The organism is Gemmata obscuriglobus (assembly GCF_008065095.1).
GTDB lineage: Bacteria > Planctomycetota > Planctomycetia > Gemmatales > Gemmataceae > Gemmata > Gemmata obscuriglobus.
The window spans coordinates 6,439,922-6,461,326 of sequence record NZ_CP042911.1 but is presented as its reverse complement, the minus strand read 5'-3'; the positions used below and the strand labels follow the sequence as shown (position 1 = coordinate 6,461,326).

Annotated in this window: 13 protein-coding genes and 1 other RNA gene; 8 read left to right on the top strand and 6 right to left on the bottom strand. The window is 65.6% G+C overall.

Features of this window, described 5'->3' with window-relative positions; genetic code table 11:
* Positions 1–430 precede the first annotated feature (430 nt).
* From rpoB to GobsT_RS26990, 6 genes are all read left to right on the top strand, one after another.
* Positions 431–4,195: a DNA-directed RNA polymerase subunit beta gene (gene rpoB, locus GobsT_RS27015; RefSeq protein WP_010040263.1), complete on the top strand. Its 3,765-nt coding sequence runs from the start codon at positions 431–433 to the stop codon at positions 4,193–4,195.
* Between the two features lie 136 nt (positions 4,196–4,331).
* Positions 4,332–8,723, top strand: coding sequence for a DNA-directed RNA polymerase subunit beta' (rpoC, locus tag GobsT_RS27010; protein ID WP_010040265.1), 4,392 nt, complete (start codon positions 4,332–4,334; stop codon positions 8,721–8,723).
* Between the two features lie 156 nt (positions 8,724–8,879).
* The gene (rpsL, locus tag GobsT_RS27005; RefSeq protein ID WP_010040267.1) at positions 8,880–9,254 is read left to right on the top strand and encodes a 30S ribosomal protein S12; all 375 of its coding nucleotides are present in this window, start codon (positions 8,880–8,882) and stop codon (positions 9,252–9,254) included.
* A 182-nt stretch (positions 9,255–9,436) separates the two neighbouring features.
* Positions 9,437–9,913, top strand: coding sequence for a 30S ribosomal protein S7 (rpsG, locus tag GobsT_RS27000; protein WP_010040269.1), 477 nt, complete (start codon positions 9,437–9,439; stop codon positions 9,911–9,913).
* A 169-nt stretch (positions 9,914–10,082) separates the two neighbouring features.
* Positions 10,083–12,206 (top strand): elongation factor G, encoded by a 2,124-nt coding sequence (gene fusA, locus GobsT_RS26995; RefSeq protein WP_010040270.1) that lies wholly within the window; start codon positions 10,083–10,085, stop codon positions 12,204–12,206.
* Between the two features lie 85 nt (positions 12,207–12,291).
* Positions 12,292–12,714, top strand: coding sequence for a methylglyoxal synthase (locus tag GobsT_RS26990; RefSeq protein WP_010040271.1), 423 nt, complete (start codon positions 12,292–12,294; stop codon positions 12,712–12,714).
* Between the two features lie 33 nt (positions 12,715–12,747).
* Here GobsT_RS26990 and GobsT_RS26985 read toward each other — a convergent pair whose 3' ends face one another.
* From GobsT_RS26985 to GobsT_RS26960, 6 genes are all read right to left on the bottom strand, one after another.
* Positions 12,748–13,563 carry an ABC transporter permease gene (locus GobsT_RS26985; RefSeq protein WP_010040274.1) on the bottom strand — a complete coding sequence of 272 codons (816 nt, stop codon included), beginning with the start codon at positions 13,561–13,563 and terminating at the stop codon, positions 12,748–12,750.
* The gene (gene modA / locus GobsT_RS26980; protein WP_010040277.1) at positions 13,560–14,375 is read right to left on the bottom strand and encodes a molybdate ABC transporter substrate-binding protein; all 816 of its coding nucleotides are present in this window, start codon (positions 14,373–14,375) and stop codon (positions 13,560–13,562) included. Before modA ends, GobsT_RS26985 begins: the two co-directional genes overlap by 4 nt.
* 97 nt (positions 14,376–14,472) lie before the next feature.
* On the bottom strand, positions 14,473–15,489 hold the full coding sequence (locus tag GobsT_RS26975) for a hypothetical protein (protein ID WP_010040278.1): 1,017 nt from the start codon (positions 15,487–15,489) through the stop codon (positions 14,473–14,475).
* Positions 15,490–15,505: 16 nt separating this feature from the next.
* On the bottom strand, positions 15,506–15,871 hold the full coding sequence (locus tag GobsT_RS26970) for a DoxX family protein (protein ID WP_010040279.1): 366 nt from the start codon (positions 15,869–15,871) through the stop codon (positions 15,506–15,508).
* Positions 15,872–15,904: 33 nt separating this feature from the next.
* Positions 15,905–16,738, bottom strand: a complete 834-nt coding sequence (locus GobsT_RS26965) for an SPL family radical SAM protein (protein WP_010040280.1) — start codon at positions 16,736–16,738, stop codon at positions 15,905–15,907.
* A gap of 270 nt (positions 16,739–17,008) precedes the next feature.
* Complete coding sequence (locus GobsT_RS26960; RefSeq protein ID WP_010040281.1) at positions 17,009–17,404, bottom strand: hypothetical protein; 396 nt, start codon at positions 17,402–17,404, stop codon at positions 17,009–17,011.
* Positions 17,405–17,843: 439 nt separating this feature from the next.
* Between GobsT_RS26960 and GobsT_RS26955 the strand changes: the two genes are divergently transcribed.
* Positions 17,844–19,898 carry a PrkA family serine protein kinase gene (locus tag GobsT_RS26955; RefSeq protein WP_010040283.1) on the top strand — a complete coding sequence of 685 codons (2,055 nt, stop codon included), beginning with the start codon at positions 17,844–17,846 and terminating at the stop codon, positions 19,896–19,898.
* A gap of 88 nt (positions 19,899–19,986) precedes the next feature.
* Positions 19,987–20,082: signal recognition particle sRNA small type (gene ffs, locus GobsT_RS26950), an RNA gene on the top strand.
* Positions 20,083–21,405 lie beyond the last annotated feature (1,323 nt).

Here is a 21,405-nt window from a genome sequence, read left to right as displayed (position 1 = left end):
GTCGCGCCACGCCCTGTTACGGCCGTTACGACCCCTGTTCTCTCTTCACTTGCTATTCGTCGCTTCCGGTGCCGCTCGCGAGCGCGACCGGGGATTGAGATGTGAGTGAGAGGGGCGGTTCCGCGTAGCCAGTGGTGACAATGTACACGACCCACTCGCTCCGATGTGTCGTACCTCTTCGATTCAAAACCATGCCTATGACCGTTGACGTCCCCGCTGCGAACCAGGCGCCTTGTGTGCCGGGTCTGTGTGGGGGAGTCGTGTTCCGCGAGCCGTCCTTCGTCGCGCGCCCTTCGCGTGCGGTTGCGGCGGGAACAGCCTTCTCTACTCTTCAATAACGCTCGTTGCTCACCGACGCAAGCCCCGTTGCCGCATTGGTAACGGCGTGCATGATGCGTCGCGCTCGTGTTTTTCTGGTAAGGAGCGACCGATGCCGATCCCGGCTCAGCGAATCATTGTCCCGACCGTGAACCGCGACTTCGGCCGCTTCGGCGACGCCGTGGAAGTGCCGGACCTCACGGACGTGCAAACCCGGTCCTATGACCGGTTCCTGCAGCTCGACGCGAGCTACGACAAGCGTACACAGACCGGCCTCGAAGGGGTGCTCCAAGAGATCTTCCCGATCGAGAGCTACGACAAGCGGATCAAGCTGGAGTACCTCCGCTACGAGCTGGGCAAGCCGCGCTACGACCCGGACGAGTGCCGCCAGCTCCGCCTCACCTACGGCCGCCCGTTTCGCGTGTGGCTGCGCCTGCGGAAGACCGAGGGCGAGCCCGTCGAGGAAGAGGTCTACCTCGGTGACATGCCGATCATGATCGGCGGCGGCGAATTCATTATTAACGGCGCCGAGCGCGTCGTTGTATCTCAGTTGCACCGGTCGCCGGGGGTGGACTTCGTCGTCACCCGCGAGGCAGACAAGGACCTGCACTCCTGCCGCATCATCCCCGAGCGCGGCTCCTGGATCGAGATCAACGCGACCAAGAAGGACACGCTCGGGGTCCGCATCGACCAGAGCGGCAAGTTCTCCGCCGTCACGCTGCTGCGCGCGATGGACCCGATGTACTCCACCACGGAGAGCATCCTCAAGGAGTTCTTCGGCGAGGTCATCGAGCAGGTGAACGTGTCCGTGGCCGGGTCCCGCCTGAAGCTCGTGGGCGATCCGGAAGCGAATCAGATGCCGTGCATCGCGGTCGAGGACGTGATCGACCCGGAAACGGGCGAGGTCTACCTCGACGCCGGCAAGCCGTTCACGTCGGACAAGTACGACCGCGTCGCGTCGTCAATGATCAAGACCGTTCAGGTGATGGCGTACCCGAAGGACCCGATCATCCTCAACGCGATCCACGAGGACGTGGGGACGGCCGGCGATTCGAAGGACTCGCACGAGGGCGCGCTGCTCAAGATCTACCAGCGCCTCCGCCCCGGCAACCCGCCGCAACTGGAGAAGGCCAAGGAACTCTTCAAGGAGAAGTTCCTGGACCCGAACCGGTACCGGCTGGGCCGCGTCGGGCGGTTCCGCATCAACCGGAAGTTTAATCAGACGGTGGCGGAAACGGAGATGACGCTCCGCAGCGTCGACTTCGTGAACTCGGTGAAGTACCTGCTCGACCTGCGGGCGGGGAAGGGGCACGTCGACGACATCGACCACCTGGGCAACCGGCGCCTGCGCACCATCGACGAACTGGCCGCCGACGAGCTGCGCAAGGGGTTCCTGAAGCTCCGCCGCACCGTGCAGGAGCGGATGGCCATCCGCGACCAGCAGGACATGAACCCGCGCACGCTCATCAACCCGAAGAGCGTGAGCGCGGCGATCGAGTACTTCTTCGGCCGGTCCGAGCTCTCGCAGGTCGTGGACCAGACGAACCCGCTCGCCCAGCTCACGCACGAGCGGCGGCTGTCGGCCCTCGGGCCGGGCGGTCTCAACCGGAAGCGCGCCGGCTTCGAGGTCCGCGACGTCCACATCTCGCACTACGGCCGCATCTGCCCGATCGAGACGCCGGAAGGGACGAACATCGGCCTCATCTCGTCGCTCTCGATCTACTCCGAGATCGACGAGTACGGGTTCCTCATCACCCCGTACAAGAAGGTCTCGAACAAGAACCTGACCGAAGAGGTGGTGCGGCTCCGCGCCGACGAGGAGTCGAACGCGGTGCTGGTGCCGGCGGACACACCGTTCGAAGGTAACAAGATCGCCACCGCGAACGTCAGCGGCCGCCAGAGCGGCGAGCTAATGCTGATCCCGGCGGAGAAGGTCCAGTACATCGACGTGTCGCCGAAACAGATGGTCGGCGTGTCCGCGGGCCTGATCCCGTTCCTCGAGCACGACGACGCGAACCGCGCGCTGATGGGCTCGAACATGCAGCGCCAGGCGGTGCCCCTGCTCATCCCCGAGCCGCCGCTCGTCGGCACCGGGCTCGAGAAGGACGTGGCGAAGCACTCCGGGATGCTGGTCCGCGCCCAGGAAGAGGGCACGGTGGTGTTCGTCGACGCCGAGCGCATTCGGCTCGAAGAGAAGGACAAAATCGTCCGCGAGTACGTGCTCCGCAAGTACCACGGCCTCAACGAGCGCACGTGCCTGAACCAGAAGCCCATCGTGCGGATGGGCCAGAAGGTCAAGAAGGGCGAGATCATCGCGGACGGCGCCGCCACCAAGAACGGCGAACTCGCGCTCGGGCGCAACGTGCTGGTCGCGTTCATGTCCTGGGAGGGGTACAACTTCGAGGACGCGATCATCATCAGCGAGCGGCTGGTGAAGAACGACACGTACACGTCGATCCACATCGAAGAGTTCGACATCGAGATCCGCGAGACGAAGCTCGGCAAGGAGGAGTTCACCCGCGACATCCCGAACGTGTCGCCGAAGGCGCTGGCGAACCTCGACGAGCACGGCGTGGTCCAGATCGGGACGTACGTGCGCCCCGGCGACATCCTCGTGGGGAAAGTGTCGCCCAAGTCGCGGTCGGAGCTGACCCCGGAAGAGAAGCTCCTGCACGCGATCTTCGGGCGGGCCGGCGAGGACGTGAAGAACGACTCGCTCGAGGTGCAGTCGGGCACCGAGGGCATCGTCATCGCGGCGCACCGGTTCAGCCGCCGGGCCCACATGAGCGAGGACGAGAAGAAGCAGATCGACAAGGACCGCAAGGACATCGAGAGCACCTACAACCGGCGCATCGCGGAGCAGTTCCGCGAGTTCGTGAAGGCGCTGGAAGACGTGCTCGACAAGAAGGAGCTGAAGGACCCGAACACCGGCAAGCAGCTCGCCAGCGACAAGGACGACAAGGTCGTCGCCGAGCAGGCGAAGGAGTTCAAGCTCGACAAGCTGGACATCCGCAGCCCGGACAGCCTCAAGAAGGCGCAGAAGATCCACCACCGGCACTGGGAGCGGATCCAGTTCTTCATCGACGAGCAGGAGCGCAAGCTCAACTCGCTTAACCGCGGGGACGAACTGCCGTCGGGCGTGCAGCAGATGGTGAAGGTGTACGTCGCCACCAAGCGCGTCATCTCCGTCGGCGACAAGATGGCCGGCCGGCACGGGAACAAGGGGGTCATCTCGAAGGTGCTGCCCGAGGAGGACATGCCGTTCCTCAAGGACGGCACCCCGGTGGACATCCTGCTGAACCCGCTCGGCGTGCCGTCGCGTATGAACGTGGGCCAGATTCTTGAGACCCACCTCGGGTACGCCGCGGCGAAGCTCGGGTTCAAGGCCGTCACCCCGGTGTTCGACGGGGCGACCGAGGAGGAGATCCGGGACGCCCTCAAGGAGGCCGGCATCCCCGAGACCGGCAAGAGCGTGCTGTACGACGGGCGCACCGGGGACGCATTCGACCAGCCAGTGACGGTCGGGTACATCTACATGCTCAAGCTGCACCACCTCGTCGACGACAAGGTGCACGCCCGCGCCACCGGCCCGTACTCGCTCATCACCCAGCAGCCGCTGGGTGGCAAGGCCCGGTTCGGCGGCCAGCGGTTCGGCGAGATGGAGGTGTGGGCGCTGGAGGCCTACGGCGCCGCGTACATCCTGCAGGAGCTGCTGACGGTGAAGAGCGACGACGTGGAAGGCCGCACCAAGATCTACGAGAGCATGGTCAAGGGCGAGAACACGCTGGAGGCCGGCACCCCCGCCAGCTTCGACGTGCTCACGCACGAGATCCGGGGCCTGGGGCTGAACATGTGCCTCGAGAAGAAGCGGGTGTGAGATTGGTGATTGCTGATTTTTGATCTGAGATTGAAACGCTGTGCCCGCCCCGGCCGCCGGCCGGGGCGCGGCGGCACCGACAATCCGCCGTGAAATCGCCAATCATAAATCGGACCTCTGAAATACAAGGTGAACCATGAGCACCGCCCCTAACAACAAGACTGCCGCCGCCGACGCCTCCGAGGGCACCAGCTACGAGCGGATCAACGACTTCGGGGCGGTGCGCATCTCGCTCGCCAGCCCGCAGGACATCCACTCGTGGTCGCACGGCGAGGTGAAGAAGCCCGAGACCATCAACTACCGCACCTACCGCCCGGAAAAGGACGGGCTGTTCTGCGAGAAGATCTTCGGGCCGGAGAAGGACTGGGAGTGCTCCTGCGGCAAGTACCGCGGGATGAAGTACAAGGGCATGATCTGCGACCGGTGCGGCGTGAAGGTGGCGCACTCGCGCGTCCGCCGCAAGCGCATGGGCCACATCGAGCTGGCCGCGCAGGTGGTCCACATCTGGTTCTTCAAGGCCATGCCGTCCCGCCTGGGCACGCTGCTGGACATGAAGACCACGGCCCTGGAGAAGATCATCTACTTCCAGGACTACGTCGTCATCAACCCGGGCGACCCGGAGGTCACCAAGCTCAAGGAGCGAGAACTCCTCGACGAGGAGAAGTACAAGGAGAAGCGGGCGGAGCTGGGCGACGCGTTCGAAGTGGACATGGGCGCCGAGGCGATCCGCAAACTGCTGGAGAACCTCAACCTCGTGGACCTCTCCAAGGAGCTGCGCGAGCGGCTGAACAAGGAGGTGGCCCGCGGCGAGAAGAAGTCGAAGCAGCGCGAGAAAGAGCTGGTCAAGCGGCTCAAGACGGTCGAGGCGCTGCGCGACAGCAGCAACAAGTGCGAGTGGATGGTGCTGGAGTGCATCCCGGTGATCCCGCCGGACCTGCGCCCGCTCGTGCTGCTCGACAGCGGCAACTTCGCGACCTCCGACCTGAACGACCTGTACCGCCGCATCATCAACCGCAACAACCGGCTCAAGAAGCTGGTCGACCTGAACGCGCCCGAGGTCATCATCCGCAACGAGAAGCGGATGCTCCAGCAGTCCGTCGACGCGCTGTTCGACAACAACCGGTGCAAGCGGCCCGTGCTGGGCAGCAGCAACCGGCCGCTGAAGTCGCTGACGGACATGATCAAGGGCAAGCAGGGGCGGTTCCGCGAGAACCTGCTCGGCAAGCGCGTCGACTACTCGGCGCGGTCCGTGATCGTGGTCGGCCCGGAGCTGAAGCTGCACCAGTGCGGGCTGCCGAAGAAGATCGCGCTGGAGCTGTTCCAGCCGTTCATCATCCGCCGGCTCAAGGAGCTGAACCACGCCGACACGATCAAGTCGGCCAAGAAGATGCTGGAGCGGAAGGACGACGTGGTGTGGGACATCCTCGAGGAGGTGACCCGCAGCCACCCGGTGATGCTGAACCGGGCGCCGACGCTGCACCGGATGGGCATCCAGGCGTTCGAGCCGGTGCTGATCGAGGGCAACGCGATCCGCATCCACCCGCTCGTCTGCAAGGGCTTCAACGCCGACTTCGACGGCGACCAGATGGCCGTCCACCTGCCGCTCTCGATCGAGGCGCAGGTGGAGGCGACGGTGCTGATGATGTCCACCAACAACATCTTCAGCCCCGCGAACGGCAACCCGATCATCACGCCGTCGCAGGACATCGTGATGGGGTGCTACTACCTCACCGCGTCCCGCGGCAACGAGGACGAGGCGGTCGAGGCGGGCGACGGGATGGTGTTCCACAGCCCGGTCGAGCTGTTCCGCGCGCACGCCGAGTCGAAGCTCGGGTACCACGCCAAGATCCGGGTGCGGCTGCCGATCGAGAAGAAGGTGATCTCGGAGATCAAGGACGAGAAGGGCAACCCGCGCGCCGAGGAGCTGCCGCGGAAGGCCAACGGGCTGGTGCGCACCACCGTCGGGCGGGTGATCTTCAACGACATCCTGCACCCGAAGATGGCGTTCTACGACCTGCCGCTGTCCAGCAAGCACCTGAGCCGCATCATCGCGGACTGCTACCAGGTGCTGGGCCGGCGCGAGACCATCGCGCTGCTGGACCGCATGAAAGAGACCGGGTTCCGGCACGCCACCCGCTCGGGCCTGAGCTTCGCCGCCAGCGACCTGCGGACGCCCGAGAACAAGGAGGGCGTGCTCAAGGAGAAGGACAAAGAGGTCGACAAGGTGCGGCGCAACTTCGACCGCGGGATCATCACCGAGACCGAGCGGTACAACAAGGTGATCGACCTGTGGATGGAGGCCCGCGACCTCATCACCAAGCGGATGATGACGGACCTCCGCGACGACCGCCGCAAGGACCAGGTGACCGGGCGGGAGGTGCCGTACCTGAACCCGATCTACCTGATGGCCCACTCGGGCGCCCGCGGCGGCATCGAGCAGATCCGCCAGCTCGCCGGGATGCGCGGGCTGATGGCGAAGCCGAGCGGGGCGATCATCGAGACGCCCATCAAGTCGAACTTCCGCGAGGGGCTGACGGTGCTGGAGTACTTCTCCAGCACCCACGGCGCGCGGAAGGGCCTGGCCGACACCGCGCTCAAGACCGCGGACTCCGGCTACCTCACCCGCAAGCTGGCCGACGTGGCGCAGAACGTGGTCATCACGATGCACGACTGCGGCACCACCCAGGGCATCAGCAAGGGGGTCATGTACAAGGGCGACGAGGTGGACCGCTCGCTGTCGGACGCGATCCGCGGCCGCGTCAGCCGCAGCGAGATCGCCCACCCGACCACCGGCGAGGTGATCCTGGCCGAGAACGAGATGATCACCCCGGGCAAGGCGAAGGAGCTGGAGAAGCTCGGCATCGACAAGATCCTGGTGCGCAGCCCGATGACGTGCCAGGCCCCGCTGGGGGTGTGCCGGCTGTGCTACGGGATGGACCTCGCGACCGGCTCAATCGTCGAGGACGGGATGGCGGTCGGGATCATCGCCGCCCAGTCGATCGGCGAGCCGGGCACCCAGCTCACGATGCGCACGTTCCACATCGGCGGCGCCGCCCAGAGCCGCGGGAACGTGGGCGACAACGAGCACAAGGCCAAGAAGGGCGGGATCGTCCAGCTCGAGCGGATCACGGTGGTCGTCAACGACCAGGGCCAGAGCATCGCGCTGGCGCCGCGCACCGGCGAGGTGCTGATCCTCCGCGGCAAGGACATCGCCGAGCGGTACGGGGTGCCGCACGGGGCCGAACTGCTGGTGGCCGAGGGGCAGGAGGTGCAGCAGGGGACCGGGCTGGTCAAGTGGGACCCGCACTCGGTGCCGCTCATCGCCGAGGACTCCGGCACCGTCCGGTTCAAGGACATCATCGAGGGTAAGACGGTGCGCCGCGAGACCGACCGGGCCACCGGGGTCGAGCGGTTCACCATCATGGAGCACAAGGGCGACCTGCACCCGCAGATCGTGATCGAGACCGGGCGGGGCAAGGACGACCGGGTGTACTACATCCACGAGCGCGCCAACCTCCAGGTCGTCAACGGCCAGAAGGTGTCCGCCGGGGCGCTGCTGGCGAAGACCCCGCGCGAGGTGTCGCAGACCCAGGACATCACCGGCGGCTTGCCGCGCGTGACCGAGCTGTTCGAGGCCCGGCGGCCGCGCAACCCGGCGGTCATGGCCGAGGTGCCGGGCCGGGTCCGCATCGACCCGACCCGGAAGCGCGGCAAGCGGATCATTGAGGTGATCAAGGAGACCGAGGACGGCAAGTCGCTCGGCGAGGCCCGCGAGCACTTGGTGCCGGCCAGCGCCCACATCCGGGTCCACCAGGGCGAGTACGTGACGGAGGGCGACCCGCTGGTCCACGGCCCGCTGGTGCCGCACGATATCCTGAAGATCCGCGGCGAGCAGGAGGTGCAGGAGTACCTGGTCCGCGAGGTGCAGTCGGTGTACCGCTCGCAGCGCGTAGACATCGACGACAAGCACATTGAGATCATCGTCGCGCAGATGCTGCGCAAGGTGAAGGTGACGCTCACCGGCGACACCGGCCTGCTGCCGGGCGTGGTGATGGACAAGTTCGCGTTCCAGGAGGTGAACCGCCGGCTCACCGACGAGTGCGTGCGGGTGGTGAACAAGGGCGACACCGAGCTGGTCGAGGGCAAGGTGTACAGCCGTGAGGCGTTCGAGGAGGAGCGCGCGGCCATCGAGAAGGACAAGAAGAAGAAGCAGCCGACGTTCGTGGTGCCGGAGCCGGCCTCGTGCGAGGTGCAGCTCCTCGGGATCACGAAGGCGGCCGTCCAGTCGGACAGCTTCATCAGCGCCGCGAGCTTCCAGGAGACGACGAAGGTGCTCACCGAGGCGGCCCTCGCCAGTAAGGTGGACTACCTCGTCGGTCTGAAGGAGAACGTGATCCTGGGCCACCTGATCCCGGCCGGGACCGGGTTCAAGACGCACCAGGAGGCCGAGGTGAAGGTCAACGTTCCGGGCGCCGCGGGCCGCGCGGCGCCGGTCGAAGAGGTCGCCCCGGACGTGACCGCCGGCTAATCGAAGTTAGAGGGCTGACGACAGCGGCGTACCCGTGTGCGACCTGTTGTCAGCCCCCGGCTCTCTTTTTCTGAGGGCGCTCTTCCCGGTTCAGGTCGAGCCACTAACATACTATTTCCCGTTCGGCCGGCGCCGACGGTTGAACAGGACTTGCCAATGCCGACGATTAACCAGCTGATCAAAAGCCCCCGGGTCCCGCAGCGCTCCAAGCCCAAGCACCCCGCCATGCAAGGGTGCCCGCAGAAGCGTGGCGTTTGTACCGTCGTGAAGACGATGACCCCGAAGAAGCCGAACTCGGCGCTGCGTAAAGTGGCCCGTGTCCGCTTGTCGAACGGCATCGAGGTGACGGCGTACATCCCGGGCGAAGGCCACAACCTGCAAGAGCACTCGATCGTGCTCGTGCGCGGCGGCCGCGTCCGCGACCTGCCGGGCGTCCGCTACCACATCGTCCGCGGCGTGCTCGACTCCCAGGGGGTCACCGACCGCAAGCAGGCCCGCTCGAAGTACGGGGCGAAGAAGGAAGGCAAGTAAGCCGGTCTCAGGTCTGAAAGTCGTAAGGTCGAAGGTCTTGATGACTAAGGCCTTCCGATTCGACTTCGTGGCTTGCGGCTGACAGAAGACGGCAGGGACACAAACCGGTCGTTGAGTCGACGACAACCTTTCGGTTCACGACTTTACGGCTTTTTGACCTTACGACTTGAGACTGACGAACAATGGGCTCCAAAACTCGCACCGCCAGCTACACGAAGCTCGCTCCGGACACCCGCTACGGGTCCCTCTTCCTGAGCAAGTTCATCAACTGCCTGATGCGCGACGGTAAGAAGTCCGTCGCCACTCGCGTCGTCTACGACGCGCTCGACCAGATCAAGAAGCGCATGCCGGACGCCGACCCGATCCAGGTGTTCACCGAGGCGCTCAACAACATCAAGCCGACGCTGGAAGTGCGGTCCCGGCGCGTCGGTGGTGCGAACTACCAGGTGCCGATGCAGGTGAAGCCGAAGCGGGCCGAGAGCCTCGCGATCCGCTGGATCTTGGCCGCGATCCGCGCCAAGTCCGGCCGGCCGACGTACCTGCGCCTCGCGGAAGAGCTGATGGCGGCCTACCAGCGCCAGGGCGAGGCGATGGCGAAGCGCGAGCAGACCATCAAGATGGCCGAAGCCAACAAGGCGTTCAGCCACTTCGCCTGGTAATTACACGCGATCAACACTCGGTGGTCAGTGACCCGTGCCGAACCCGGCGCCGGTTACTGGCCACTTTCCTTTTGTCCGCCCGTCCGCGCTGGCTCGCCGGCGTTTCGATCCGGAGTGCGGAGCCCGTAAACTGACCCCTGAGACCTGATACCCGACCCCCGGTGCTGCGATGGCCAAAGATAAGGGATTCGACCTGACCCGCGTCCGAAACCTCGGGGTCATCGCGCACATCGACGCGGGCAAAACCACCACCACAGAACACCTGCTGTTCTACGCCGCCGCCAAACACAAACTCGGCGGCGTGGACGAGGGCACGACGGACACCGACTACGACCCCGAAGAGCAGGCCCGCGGGATCACGATTTACTCGGCGTGCGTGCCGTTCGAGTGGGCCGGCCACACGATCAACCTGATCGACACCCCCGGGCACGTGGACTTCACCGCCGAGGTGGAGCGCTCGCTCCGCGTGCTCGACGGCGCGGTGGTGGTGTTCGACGGGCAGAAGGGCGTGGAGGCGCAGTCCGAAACCGTGTGGCGCCAGGCGAACCGGTACGGCGTGCCGCGGCTCGTGTTCGTCAACAAGATGGACGTGGTCGGGGCGAACTTCGCACGCACCCTGGAGTCGGTCAACTCCCGGCTCACCCCGAACCCCGAAGAGCAGGGGCGCCCGGTCCCGATCGTCATTCCCATCGGGAGCGGGGGGCCGGCGGACAGCCGCACGCCGTTCGGCGGGGTGATCGACCTCATCGAGATGAAGGCGAAGTTCTTCGACGCGGGCGATCTGGGCAAAACGGTGCGCGTCGCCGACATTCCCGAAGACAGCCTGCTTGAAGCCCAGGAGTACCGCGAGAAGCTGTTCGACGCGCTCACCGCTCACGACGAGAAGGACCTGATCACCTCGGTCGTGTTGGACGGCAAAGACCCCGATCCCGTGAAGGTGCGGCAACTGGTGCGCGAACAGTGCCTCGCGCGCAAGATTTACCCCGTTCTGGCCGGGAGCGGGCGCGAACACATCGGCATCCAACCGCTGCTCGACGCGGTAACGCTGTACCTGCCGAGCCCGTTCGATCGGCCGCCGGTGACGGGCACCGACCCCAAAGGGAAGAAGGAGCAGAAGCGGAAGCCGGACCCGAAGGAGCCGTTCTGCGGCCTCGTGTTTAAGGCCGCGTGGCACCCGAGCGGCAACCGGTTCTTCGTGCGGGTGTACTCCGGGGTGATGAAGCCCAACATGCGGGCGTTCAATCCTGGCAAGGACGCGAAGGAGAACGTCGCGAAGCTGTTCCACGTGCACGCGGACCCGGCGCGCGGGCTCGAAGAGGTGGAGTCCGGCCCCGCGGGCGACATCGTGTGCGTCGTCGGGCTGAAAGACACCGTGACCGGTGACACGCTCTGCGAGACCTCGCACCCGATCTTGTTGGAAGCGATCACGTTCGCGGAAGCGGTGGTCAGCCAGTCGATCGAGCCCGAGAGCGGCGGGGACAAGGACAAGCTGGCGCTGGCGCTGGAGGTGCTGCAGCTCGAAGACCCGACGTTCAAGGTGCGGGCCGACAAGGACACCGGCCAGACGCTGATGAGCGGGATGGGGACGCTTCATCTGGAGGTGAAGCGGCACCGGCTCGAGCGCGATTTCCGCCTGAAGGTGCGGGCGGGCAAGCCGCGCGTGAGCTACCGCGAGATGCTGAAGGATCCGCGCTCGGTTGACATCAAGGTGGACCGGCTCGGCGACAAGCCCGCGTTCGCGGAGCTGAAGGTGTCGTTCACCAACTTCAAGACCGAGAAGCCGGTGGGCGTGTTCAACGCGGTGCCGGCCGAGAACCCGACGCCGGTCGCGCTCCTGGCGGCCGCCGAGAAGACGCTGGCGGACCTGCTCCAGACCGGCGAAATGGGTTACCCCATGATGAACGCCCAGGCGCGCATCATTGATGCCAAGTTCGACCCGCAGCTCTCGACTGAAGACGCGTTCATTAACGCCGCGGTCCGCGCCTACCGGCAGGCGACCGAGGGGAACGTGCAACTGCTCGAACCGATCATGAAGGTGACGGTGTCGACCCCGCTCTCGTTCGTGGGCAATATCACCGGCGACATGGCGCGGCGGCGGGCACAGATCGAGTCGCAGGACACCGGTTCGGCGGGCGACATGGCGGAAGTGGTCGCGACGGTGCCGCTGTCGGAACTGTTCACGTACGCCAACGAGGTTCGTAGCCTGAGTCAGGGCCGAGCCGCAATGAGTATGGAGCCGCACAGCTACGCGGAGGCGCCGGCGTCGGTGCTGAAGCAACTGTTGGGAGAGTAACGAGCGTTCGACTCCACCGGAGCGAAGCGGCCCCGAGATAAACAATAGCCCCGCGCTCGTCCCGCCCGCTCACGGAGCCAGTCGGATGCCCACGGTAACCGTCCCGGCCCGCAAGCGCATCGCGATCGTTGCGCACGACAACAAGAAGCCCGAACTGCTGACCTGGGTGGCGGCGCGGCGCGACCTGCTCGCCGCGCACGAACTGTTCGGCACCGGCACGACGGGCAAACTCGTGGCCGAGAAACTCGGGCTCCCGGTTCACCGGTTCCTGTCCGGCCCGCTCGGGGGCGACCAGCAAATCGGCGCGTTCATCGCGGAACTGAAGCTCGACGCGCTCATTTTCTTCTGGGACCCGCTGGAAGCGCAGCCGCACGACCCGGACGTGAAGGCGCTCATTCGCGTGGCGGTGGTGTGGAACATTCCCGTTGCGTGCAACGAGGCGACGGCCGACCACTTGCTCACGTCGCCGCTGATGGCGAAAGAGTACGCTCGCACCGTCCCGGTGTGAGGCGGCGGGCGGCCGCTCTGAAGGTCGCTTCTCTCATCCCCCTTGAACACGAAGGCCGAACGCGCGGGTGAGCGCGAGTACGCCGACGGCGACCGCGATCATGAGCAGCGATACCGCAAGGGCGGCTTCCAAGTTCCCCACACTCAGTTCCAGAAACACGCTCGTTGAAAGCACCTCGGTCCGCATCCGGGTGGCCCCGCAGAACACCAGGATGGGGCCGAACTCGCCGAGCGCCCGCGCCCAGGCGAGGGTGAACGCGGTCAGCACCCCGCGCCGGGCTTCGGGGAGCGTAACCCGCCAGAAGGCTTGTGCCCGTCGGCAGCCGAGGGTCAGGGCGATCTGTTCCGCCCGCGGGTCGATCTGATCGAACGTGGTGCGCATCGTGCGCGCCGCGAACGCGGCCGCCACCGCCACCTGTGCCAACACCACCCCCGGCACCGCGTAGGTGACTGCAAAGACGTGCGTTTGGAACCACGCACCCGGCGCGGTCTGGAACAGGATGAGCAGGCTCAGCCCGACGACCAGTGGCGGTAGCAGGATCGGCACATCAAGGAGCAGGTCGACCGCGCCGCGGCCCCAGAACCGGGTGCGCGATAGCAGATAGCCGAGTGGCACCCCGACCCACACCGAAATGATTGCCGCCGCAGAGCAACTCAGGAGGCTCAAGCCCACGGCGCTGCGGATCTGTGGCGACTGGAACGCGCGGCCGATGTCGCCCGTTGAGGTGCGCGCGAGGTCGGCCGCGAGGAGTGCCACAATGATCGCGACGTACGACCCGCCGAGCAACCCGAGCGCGAGGTAGAAGATCCGATCCGAGCGCGGAACCGGATCGGGAAGGGGAGGGCTCACGGGCGAGGCCTCCGCAAACGGGAACTGATTCCGCCCGCCTGTTCTTCGACCTGGAACCCGAACTCGCGGAACCGTACCAGACCGCGATTCGGATCGGTGATGTGGTTCATGAGCGTTCGTGCAACTTCCGGGTCGCGCGACTGCGACAGAAGCGCGACATCGACGCGCCCGGTGGCCGGCGCGAGTTCCGGAAGTGCTAGCACGCGTTGCCCGCGGTAGGCCGGCGCGGCGGCGACCGCGTCCCACACGACCGCGGCGTCGGCGCTTCCGAGGCGGGCGGCGTTGGCGGCCTCTGTGACACTGCCGGTGTCAACCGCACGGGGCGCGAGGGCCGCCCAGCGCCCGGTTTCGGCGAGGTGCTCGCGCGTCAGCTTTCCGACTGCCGCGCCGGGGTTCGGGACTGCGACTTTTACCCCGTCGCGGAGCAGATCGGCCCACTCCGCGAGGTTCTTCGGATTGTCTTTTGTGAGCAGCACGACGGCACGCATGTGCGCGATGCGTGCCGATGCGGTCACAAGCCCGAGTTCGTGCGCCTGGCGAACGTAGCTGTCGTCGGCCGGAATGAAGAGGTCGGCGGGCTTTCCGGGCGCGGGGAGCCGGATTTTTGTGAGGATGTCTTCTGACGGGCCGATGCGCAGTTCGACCCGTCGGCCGGTTTCGCGCTCGTAGTCGGCCGCAATGACTTCGAGCGGCAACCGGCTGGTCGGGGCGGCGTATACGATCAGCGGTTGTGCGGAGGCTTCAGGGATCGGGCGCTCGCGCCACCACAACCCGCCGATCAGCGCAGCGAGGGCGATCAGAGATCCGACCACGATAGAGGTTGTGGAGTTGGTACGCACCGCAGGAACGCTCTACTTCGGTCGCCGGGCCGCGTGACTGTTCCTGGAGGTGTATGAACTTTCGCTGTTTTCAGCGCGCGGCCTGCCGGATGCGGTCGAGCCACGCCGTCACTCGCTCGGGCGGCAGCACTTCAACGACCGTGACTCGCGAGCGCAGCGCGTCGTGAATGTTGGCGAAGAAGTTACTGTCCCACGACCGCGAGCCGAGCACCGGCGGACCGAGAACGATGATCCGTTGGCCGTCGAGTTGTGGGATGTCGCTGGGGCTCCCTTCGATCGGGAGGGCCGCCAGGGCACTGACGGCGTCTCCAGGTGCGAACCACGGGGCGAAATTAAACCGGGCGTGGTCGGTCAGTAATTCCTCGTGCGGGCGCTCGCCGGTGGCGACGGCGACGACTTCGTCGTCGATCGCTTCGCCCGTGAGGTGGCCGCCACCCAGCAGCGCCGCCTGGAGAAGTGTGAACAGGTGCCCGTTGGTGTTCACGGCCTCCAGTACGACCCGAAACCCTTTGCCCTCGTCCGGAACCAGAACGAGCAGTTCGACGCCGTCCACGAAACCGAGGACCTGAGCGACGAAGTCGGCCTCGCGGTGCTCCTTGCGGAGAGACTCCACGCCGGTCACGATGTCCGGGTTCGCCCGTGCGGCCTGTCGGAACGCCGCGCCGCGACACAGCACGGCCATCGTCGCGAGCAGCAGGAACGTCAGCCCGCTCTGGGCTCGGAGGGCGTCCGGATCGGCGTCAAATGTGGCGCTCGCCGCCCGCCGGGCGAGCGCGAGGTGCCGCGGCAGCGCGGCCAGGAGGTGCGGCGCGACGAGCGCCGCGGGAACGCCTTGTTCCACGAGCGAACCGCAGTTCAGCGCGAGCGCGGACACGCGAAACGGGTCACCGCCGCGAAGCAGGGCGGCCATCTCCGGGACGAACGCGTCCCACTCCTCTTTCGTTAGGAGGGATGGAAGGAATCGGACGAGTTGGGGGAAGGGCGGGGCGGAGAAGATTTCTCCGGGCTCCGTTCGGATGTCGTGCGCGGTTGCCGGTCGGTTGACGTATTCGGCAAGCGCGGCGAGTACGGTGGCGCGATCGGGCATTTGGCGACTCCAACAGTTACCGGCGCGTGAACCAGTACGCCCACGCGATAAACAGTGTCTGGAACGGGAGCCGCCCCCACAGCGCCGCCGGGGGAATGTTCGGAAACGCGTCCGGGTTCAGGGCCATGTGGACGTTGGCCGGGAACACCGCGATCAGCAGAGCGATCAGTCCCCACGCCGCGGCGCGTTGAAGGCGGGGGACCAGTAGCCCTGCCCCGCCGAGGATCTCGAACACGCCACTGACCAGCACCAGCTCGTAGTGCCACGGCAGGTACGGCGGCATGATCTTGACGTAAAAGTCTGGGTTGACGAAGTGATTCACCCCGGCCGCGACGAACAGCAGCGCGAGTACCCACTTCGCCACCGGCTTTAGCGCGGGCATCGGACCTCCGTCGCGAGCGGGGCGACACGCAAGTTAATCAAACAACTTTACGGCGGGGACGGCAACCGGTGCCTCGGCCGCGGGCGGCGGGAAAAAGCCGCTTTCGCCCTCGAACACGCGCACGCCGTGCCGGAGGCGGTTCACGAACCGGCGGTAGTCCGCCGGCCCCCAGCCGATTTCCGCGAGCAGCCCGCGCGCGGTCGCGCCAGTGTCCGCACCGAACCGCCCGCCGGCATCGTGGAAGTCCTGGCACACCACCACATCGGGTTTGAAGTCCGCGATGCGCCGCGCGAACGTGTCCACGTTCTCGATGGGCAGGGTCGGGGTCACGCACACGCCGACGCTGACGCCGGCGTCCTTCAGTTGCTGCACCGCGTCCCAGCGGCCCTCCAGTGGCGGCGCCTTCGGCTCGAACTGCTGCCGCACGCGCTCCGAGTCGGTCGGGATCGACACGTTCACGCGGAGCGAGCGGAAGTCCTTCAGCACGTCGATGTCGCGCACGACCAGCGGGCCGCGGGTCTGGATCGTGAGCCGCGGCTGGTGCGGGAGCAGCGCCTCCAGGATGCCGCGCGTCAGCATCAGGCTCCGCTCGGCGGGTTGGTACGGGTCGGTCACGCTCGACAGGTACACCGGTTGTCCGGCCACCTTCGTGGCCTGCTTCTCGGCGAGCGCCGCGGCGTTCTTCTTGGCGGTGATCCACTTCCCCCATTCGTTCGCGGGGCGCCGGTTCTGCGGCAGGAAGGCCGCATAACAGTAAGTACAGCCAAAGGTGCACCCGACATACGGGTTGCAGGTCCACTCGAACCCGCCGCGGCGGATGAACCCGGTCGCGGGCGAAAAAATCGACCTGGACTCGATCAGCTCCATCGCGGGAAACCTCGGTGGTGTTGGGCTCGGAACGCGGCGCGAGCCGCGCCCGGCAAGACGTGTATACCTGTCAACTGAACGGGCGTCAATCAGCGGGGCGGTGGGAATGCGCCGGCGAAGACGTTAGAAACGGTGCGACCGGTAGAGGTTCGCGCCTGGGGACGCAACTGAAGTGGTTCAGGGCGGGTAAAGTGTCGAAGCCCGAGCACACCGCTCGGGCTTCGTGACGCAGACGGGTTGAGCGGACACGATCCGGCTTTCGCGCGATGGTCACATCGGCTTGGGCGGGATCAAGGGGATCGGTCCCTGGTTGCTGGCGGGCGGCAGTGCCGGCGCCGTTCCGGGTACCGCGGGGAGTTCCGGCAGTTTGATGTTCGGCGTTTGGGTCGGGGCGACTACCGGACCCGGGGTGGCGCCGGGAGCCGTTTGCGGCGCGGCGGTCTTCGCGTCCTGCGCGGCTTTATCGACGTGGTTGCCGATCACCGCGCCGACGTTCTTGAAGATCTCCGACGAGTCCGTGCTCACCTTCTTGGTATCAACGTCGGCAGTGATCTGGAGGTTCCCGTCGGTGTTCTTGGAGACGTTCAGCTTGTACCAGCCCATGTACCAGCCGACCCCGCCGAACCCGATCACCACCAACCCGAATAGTGCGAGCAGATTCCGCATGACAGCGCCTCCTTACGTGGACCCGAGAGCCCGGCCATTATTCGCCGGACGTGTCCGGGAGTCTACGTTACCGGATCGATTCGCGCAAGCCGAGTTGCGCGCCGGCCCTTGACTACTTGGATGGGGACACGGCGTCGCGGTAGAATGGGGCGGCAAATTGGGGCCGCCGGCCCGAGTACGGGATTGCGGGGGGGCGGGGGACCGGTTACCCTGGTCTGAGCCGTTCGCCCAGCCTCACGGCTCCGGGCCGCCTTGGTGCGGCCCTTCCCGTTCTCGCCACGGCTCCGCGACCGATCCGGCCGCACCGGGCACAGAAACCGAGCGCGAGCCCCCTTGCTGCGAACCGGGGCGCCGCCGAGCGGTGTCAGCTTTTTGGCGCGGTTCCCGGCGGCGCTTGCGGGCGCCGCCCCCGCCCAGCCCACGGAGGTTAACTTCACCCATGGCCACAGCCACGGCGATTCTGGATACCCTGCGGACCCAGCTCGACACCACCGAGTACAAGAAGTTGCACTGGGAGGGGTCGTTCACCGACTACCTCAACATCGTTCTGGACCACCCGGGCGTTACCCGCACCGCGTACCAGCGGCTGTACGACATGATCCTGTCGCACGGCGCCGAGGACGTGTACGAGAACAAGGACAAGATCCCCCGTTACAAGTTCTTTACCGACTTCGCCAGCCGGCACGGCGACGGCATCTACGGCCTCGACCGCTCGCTCATGCAGCTCGTGAACACGTTCAAGAGCGCCGCACTGGGCTACGGCACCGAGCGCCGGGTGATCCTGCTGCACGGCCCGGTCGGCAGCGCCAAGAGCACCATCGCGCGGCTGCTCAAGCGCGGCCTGGAGGAGTACAGCCGCACCGACGCGGGGCAGCTGTTCAGCTTCTCCTGGAAGAACGCCGACGGCAGCGGGTGGACCAAGGACCCGATGCACGGCGAGCCGCTGCAACTCATCCCCGAGGAGCACCGGGGCCACGTGCTCACGATTCTCAACGACCAGTGCAAGAAACCGCACCAGTACGAGATCAAGATCAAGGGCGACCTCAGCCCGTACTCGCGGTTCGAGTACAAGAACCGGCTCGCCAAGTACGACGGCGACTGGCTCAAGATGCTCGCCAGCGAGATCCGCGTGTACCGGCTGGTGCTCTCGGAGAAGGACCGGATCGGGATCGGCACGTTCCAGCCGAAGGACGAGAAGAACCAGGACAGCACCGAGCTGACCGGGGACATCAACTACCGCAAGATCGCGGAGTACGGCTCGGACTCGGACCCGCGGGCGTTCAACTTCGACGGCGAGCTGAACATCGCCAACCGCGGCATCGTCGAGTTCATTGAGGTGCTGAAGCTGGACGTGGCGTTCCTGTACGACCTGCTCGGGGCGTCCCAGGAGCACAAGATCAAGCCGAAGAAGTTCGCGCAGACCGACATCGACGAGGTGATCCTCGGCCACACCAACGAGCCCGAGTACAAGCGGCTCCAGAACAACGAGTTCATGGAGGCGCTGCGGGACCGGACGGTGAAGATCGACATCCCCTACGTCACCCGCCTGCGGGACGAGGTGAAGATCTACGAGAAGGACTTCAACTCGGACAAGGTGCGCGGCAAACACATCGCCCCGCACACGGTCGAGGTCGCGGCGATGTGGGCGGTGCTGACGCGGCTGAACCCGCCCAAGCACGCCTCGCTGAGTGTGCTCCAGAAGATGAAGCTGTACAACGGCAAGACGCTGCCCGGGTTCACCGAGGACAACGTCATCGAGCTGAAACGGGACGCGCTCCACGAGGGCATGCTCGGCATCAGCCCGCGGTACATTCAGGACAAAATCTCGAACGCGCTGGTGGCGCACCCGACCGAGGACAACATCAACCCCTTCATGGTGATGAAGGAACTGGACGAGGGGCTCCGCAACCACTCGCTCATCAAGGACGAGGACCAGTACCGGCACTACAAGGAACTGCTCTCGGTGGTGCGCGAGGAGTACGAGGACATCGTTAAGAACGAGGTCCAGCGGGCCATCGCGGCGGACGAGGACGCGCTCATCCGCCTGTGCGGCAACTACATGGACAACGTCCGCGCGTACACCCAGCGGGAGAAGGTCCGTAACCGCTACACCGGGAACTACGAGGAGCCGGACGAGCGGCTGATGCGGTCGGTGGAAGAGAAGATCGACATCCCGGAGGGCCGCAAGGACGACTTCCGCCGGGAGATCATGAACTACATCGGCGCCCTGGCCATCGACGGCAAGAAGTTCGACTATAAGACCAACGAGCGGCTGCAAAAGGCCCTCGAACTCAAGCTGTTCGAGGACCAGAAGGACTCGATCAAGCTCAGCTCGCTGGTCTCGAACGTGGTGGACAAGGCGACACAAGAAAAGATCGATGTGGTGAAGTCTCGACTCATTCGCAACTACGGCTATAACGAGTCTAGCGCCACCGACGTGTTGAACTTCGTCGCGAGCATTTTTGCCCGCGGCCAGCCGAAGAATAGAGGCTAAAGTCGAAAGTCGAAGGCAAAGTGTCGGCGAGTTTTGCCTTGGTACTTGTCGCTTTGAGCTTGGAGATACCGCCGCCGGGGTTTGGATGGGTGGGGGCCTGACCGACCTGAAGGTGTGAACCTGGTCAGGGCGGAAGCAGCAGCCATAAGCATTGGAGGGTGCGGCTCAGGGCACCCCCATCCTTCCACTCCCCGGCAGCGCGAATACGCGAGCCCCGGTACCTTCCGCAGAAGGCACCGGGGCTCGTCGCATATCTGAACTCAACTCGGACTTCGCAAACAATCGCGACACACCCGGTTGTTGGCGGATCGAACCGCTTGTGGTACGTCCGGCAGTTGTGTAGCCTGGATCGAGTTGCCGATTGGTGGGGGGGCCAATGTGGTTTGCTGCGCTAATCACGCAGAGCCGGCTATCGGTGGCTCCATCACTCGACCGGATAACGCAGAACTCTGGCGCGGCGAGAGCTGAAACGTGGTGTGGGTTGTCGGCCCGGTTAGCTTGATCTGCGGTGTTACGCCGCGGGTGGTTCGCAGTGCCGATCGCAGGAACGTCAGGCCGTTGCGGACACACAGGTTGTATGCAACGGCCTACGATGCCCTAGGAGGAAAGTAGCCCTACAGCCCACACCGAGGTACACGGGGCGAGCGGTCCGAGTTAGCTTGATCTGCGGTGCTACGCCGCGGGCGGTTTCTGGTTACGACCAGTTCAGCGTGCCGGAGGCACGCCGCCGTCGGGGCATCGATCAGGAATCGACACCCCGGCGCCGGAGGTGACAGGTTGGAAAGTAACCGCCGCTCGCCCTGTGTTGTTTGTGGGAACGGTTCCGCCGTCGCGGAGTTAGCGGTTCCTGCGGCGTTACGCCGCGGACGGTTCTCAGTGCCTGTCAGCGCGATGCCCCTTGTTCCACAGGTGGTCCCCGTCCGGGGTCGCGACGCACGGTGGGAAAGTAGCCCGACGGCGGAACCCGATTAAACTGTCTCGGAGGTTGCGTTCTATTGTTGAAGAGTTAGAGGTTCCTGCGGCGCTACGCCGCGGACGGTTTTCGGTGCCTACCAATTGATGGGGAGAATCTGGCACAGGTTGCCTGTCCGGTTTATCCCCAGGCAAGCCAGAAAGTAGCCCGACGACAGAACGTGCCTCCGCCGGAGATTGCCAAGGGCCATCGGTTCCGCTGCCGGTCCAGTTAGCGAATGCTGCGGCGTTACGCCGCGGACGGTCCGCGATGCCGGTCCGGTGAAGGTTGATTCGGGCACAGGTTGCCGCACGCGTGTAACCTGCACACTATCCGAAAGTAACCCGGCGGCGGAACCGGTTCGCACAGCAGTCTGATTTGAACCGGTTCCGTCACCGCATTTCGCGGTGCTGCGCCGAGTTGTCCCGGCGCCCGCGGCCTTAATGGCACCGGACGGCGGTGGCACGCAAACCCGAGAAATGCGAAGTGACCGGCATCGCAACGGCCGCCGGTCACTCTGAACGTGTTCGCGAGTTGCCAGGGGATCAAGGCGGT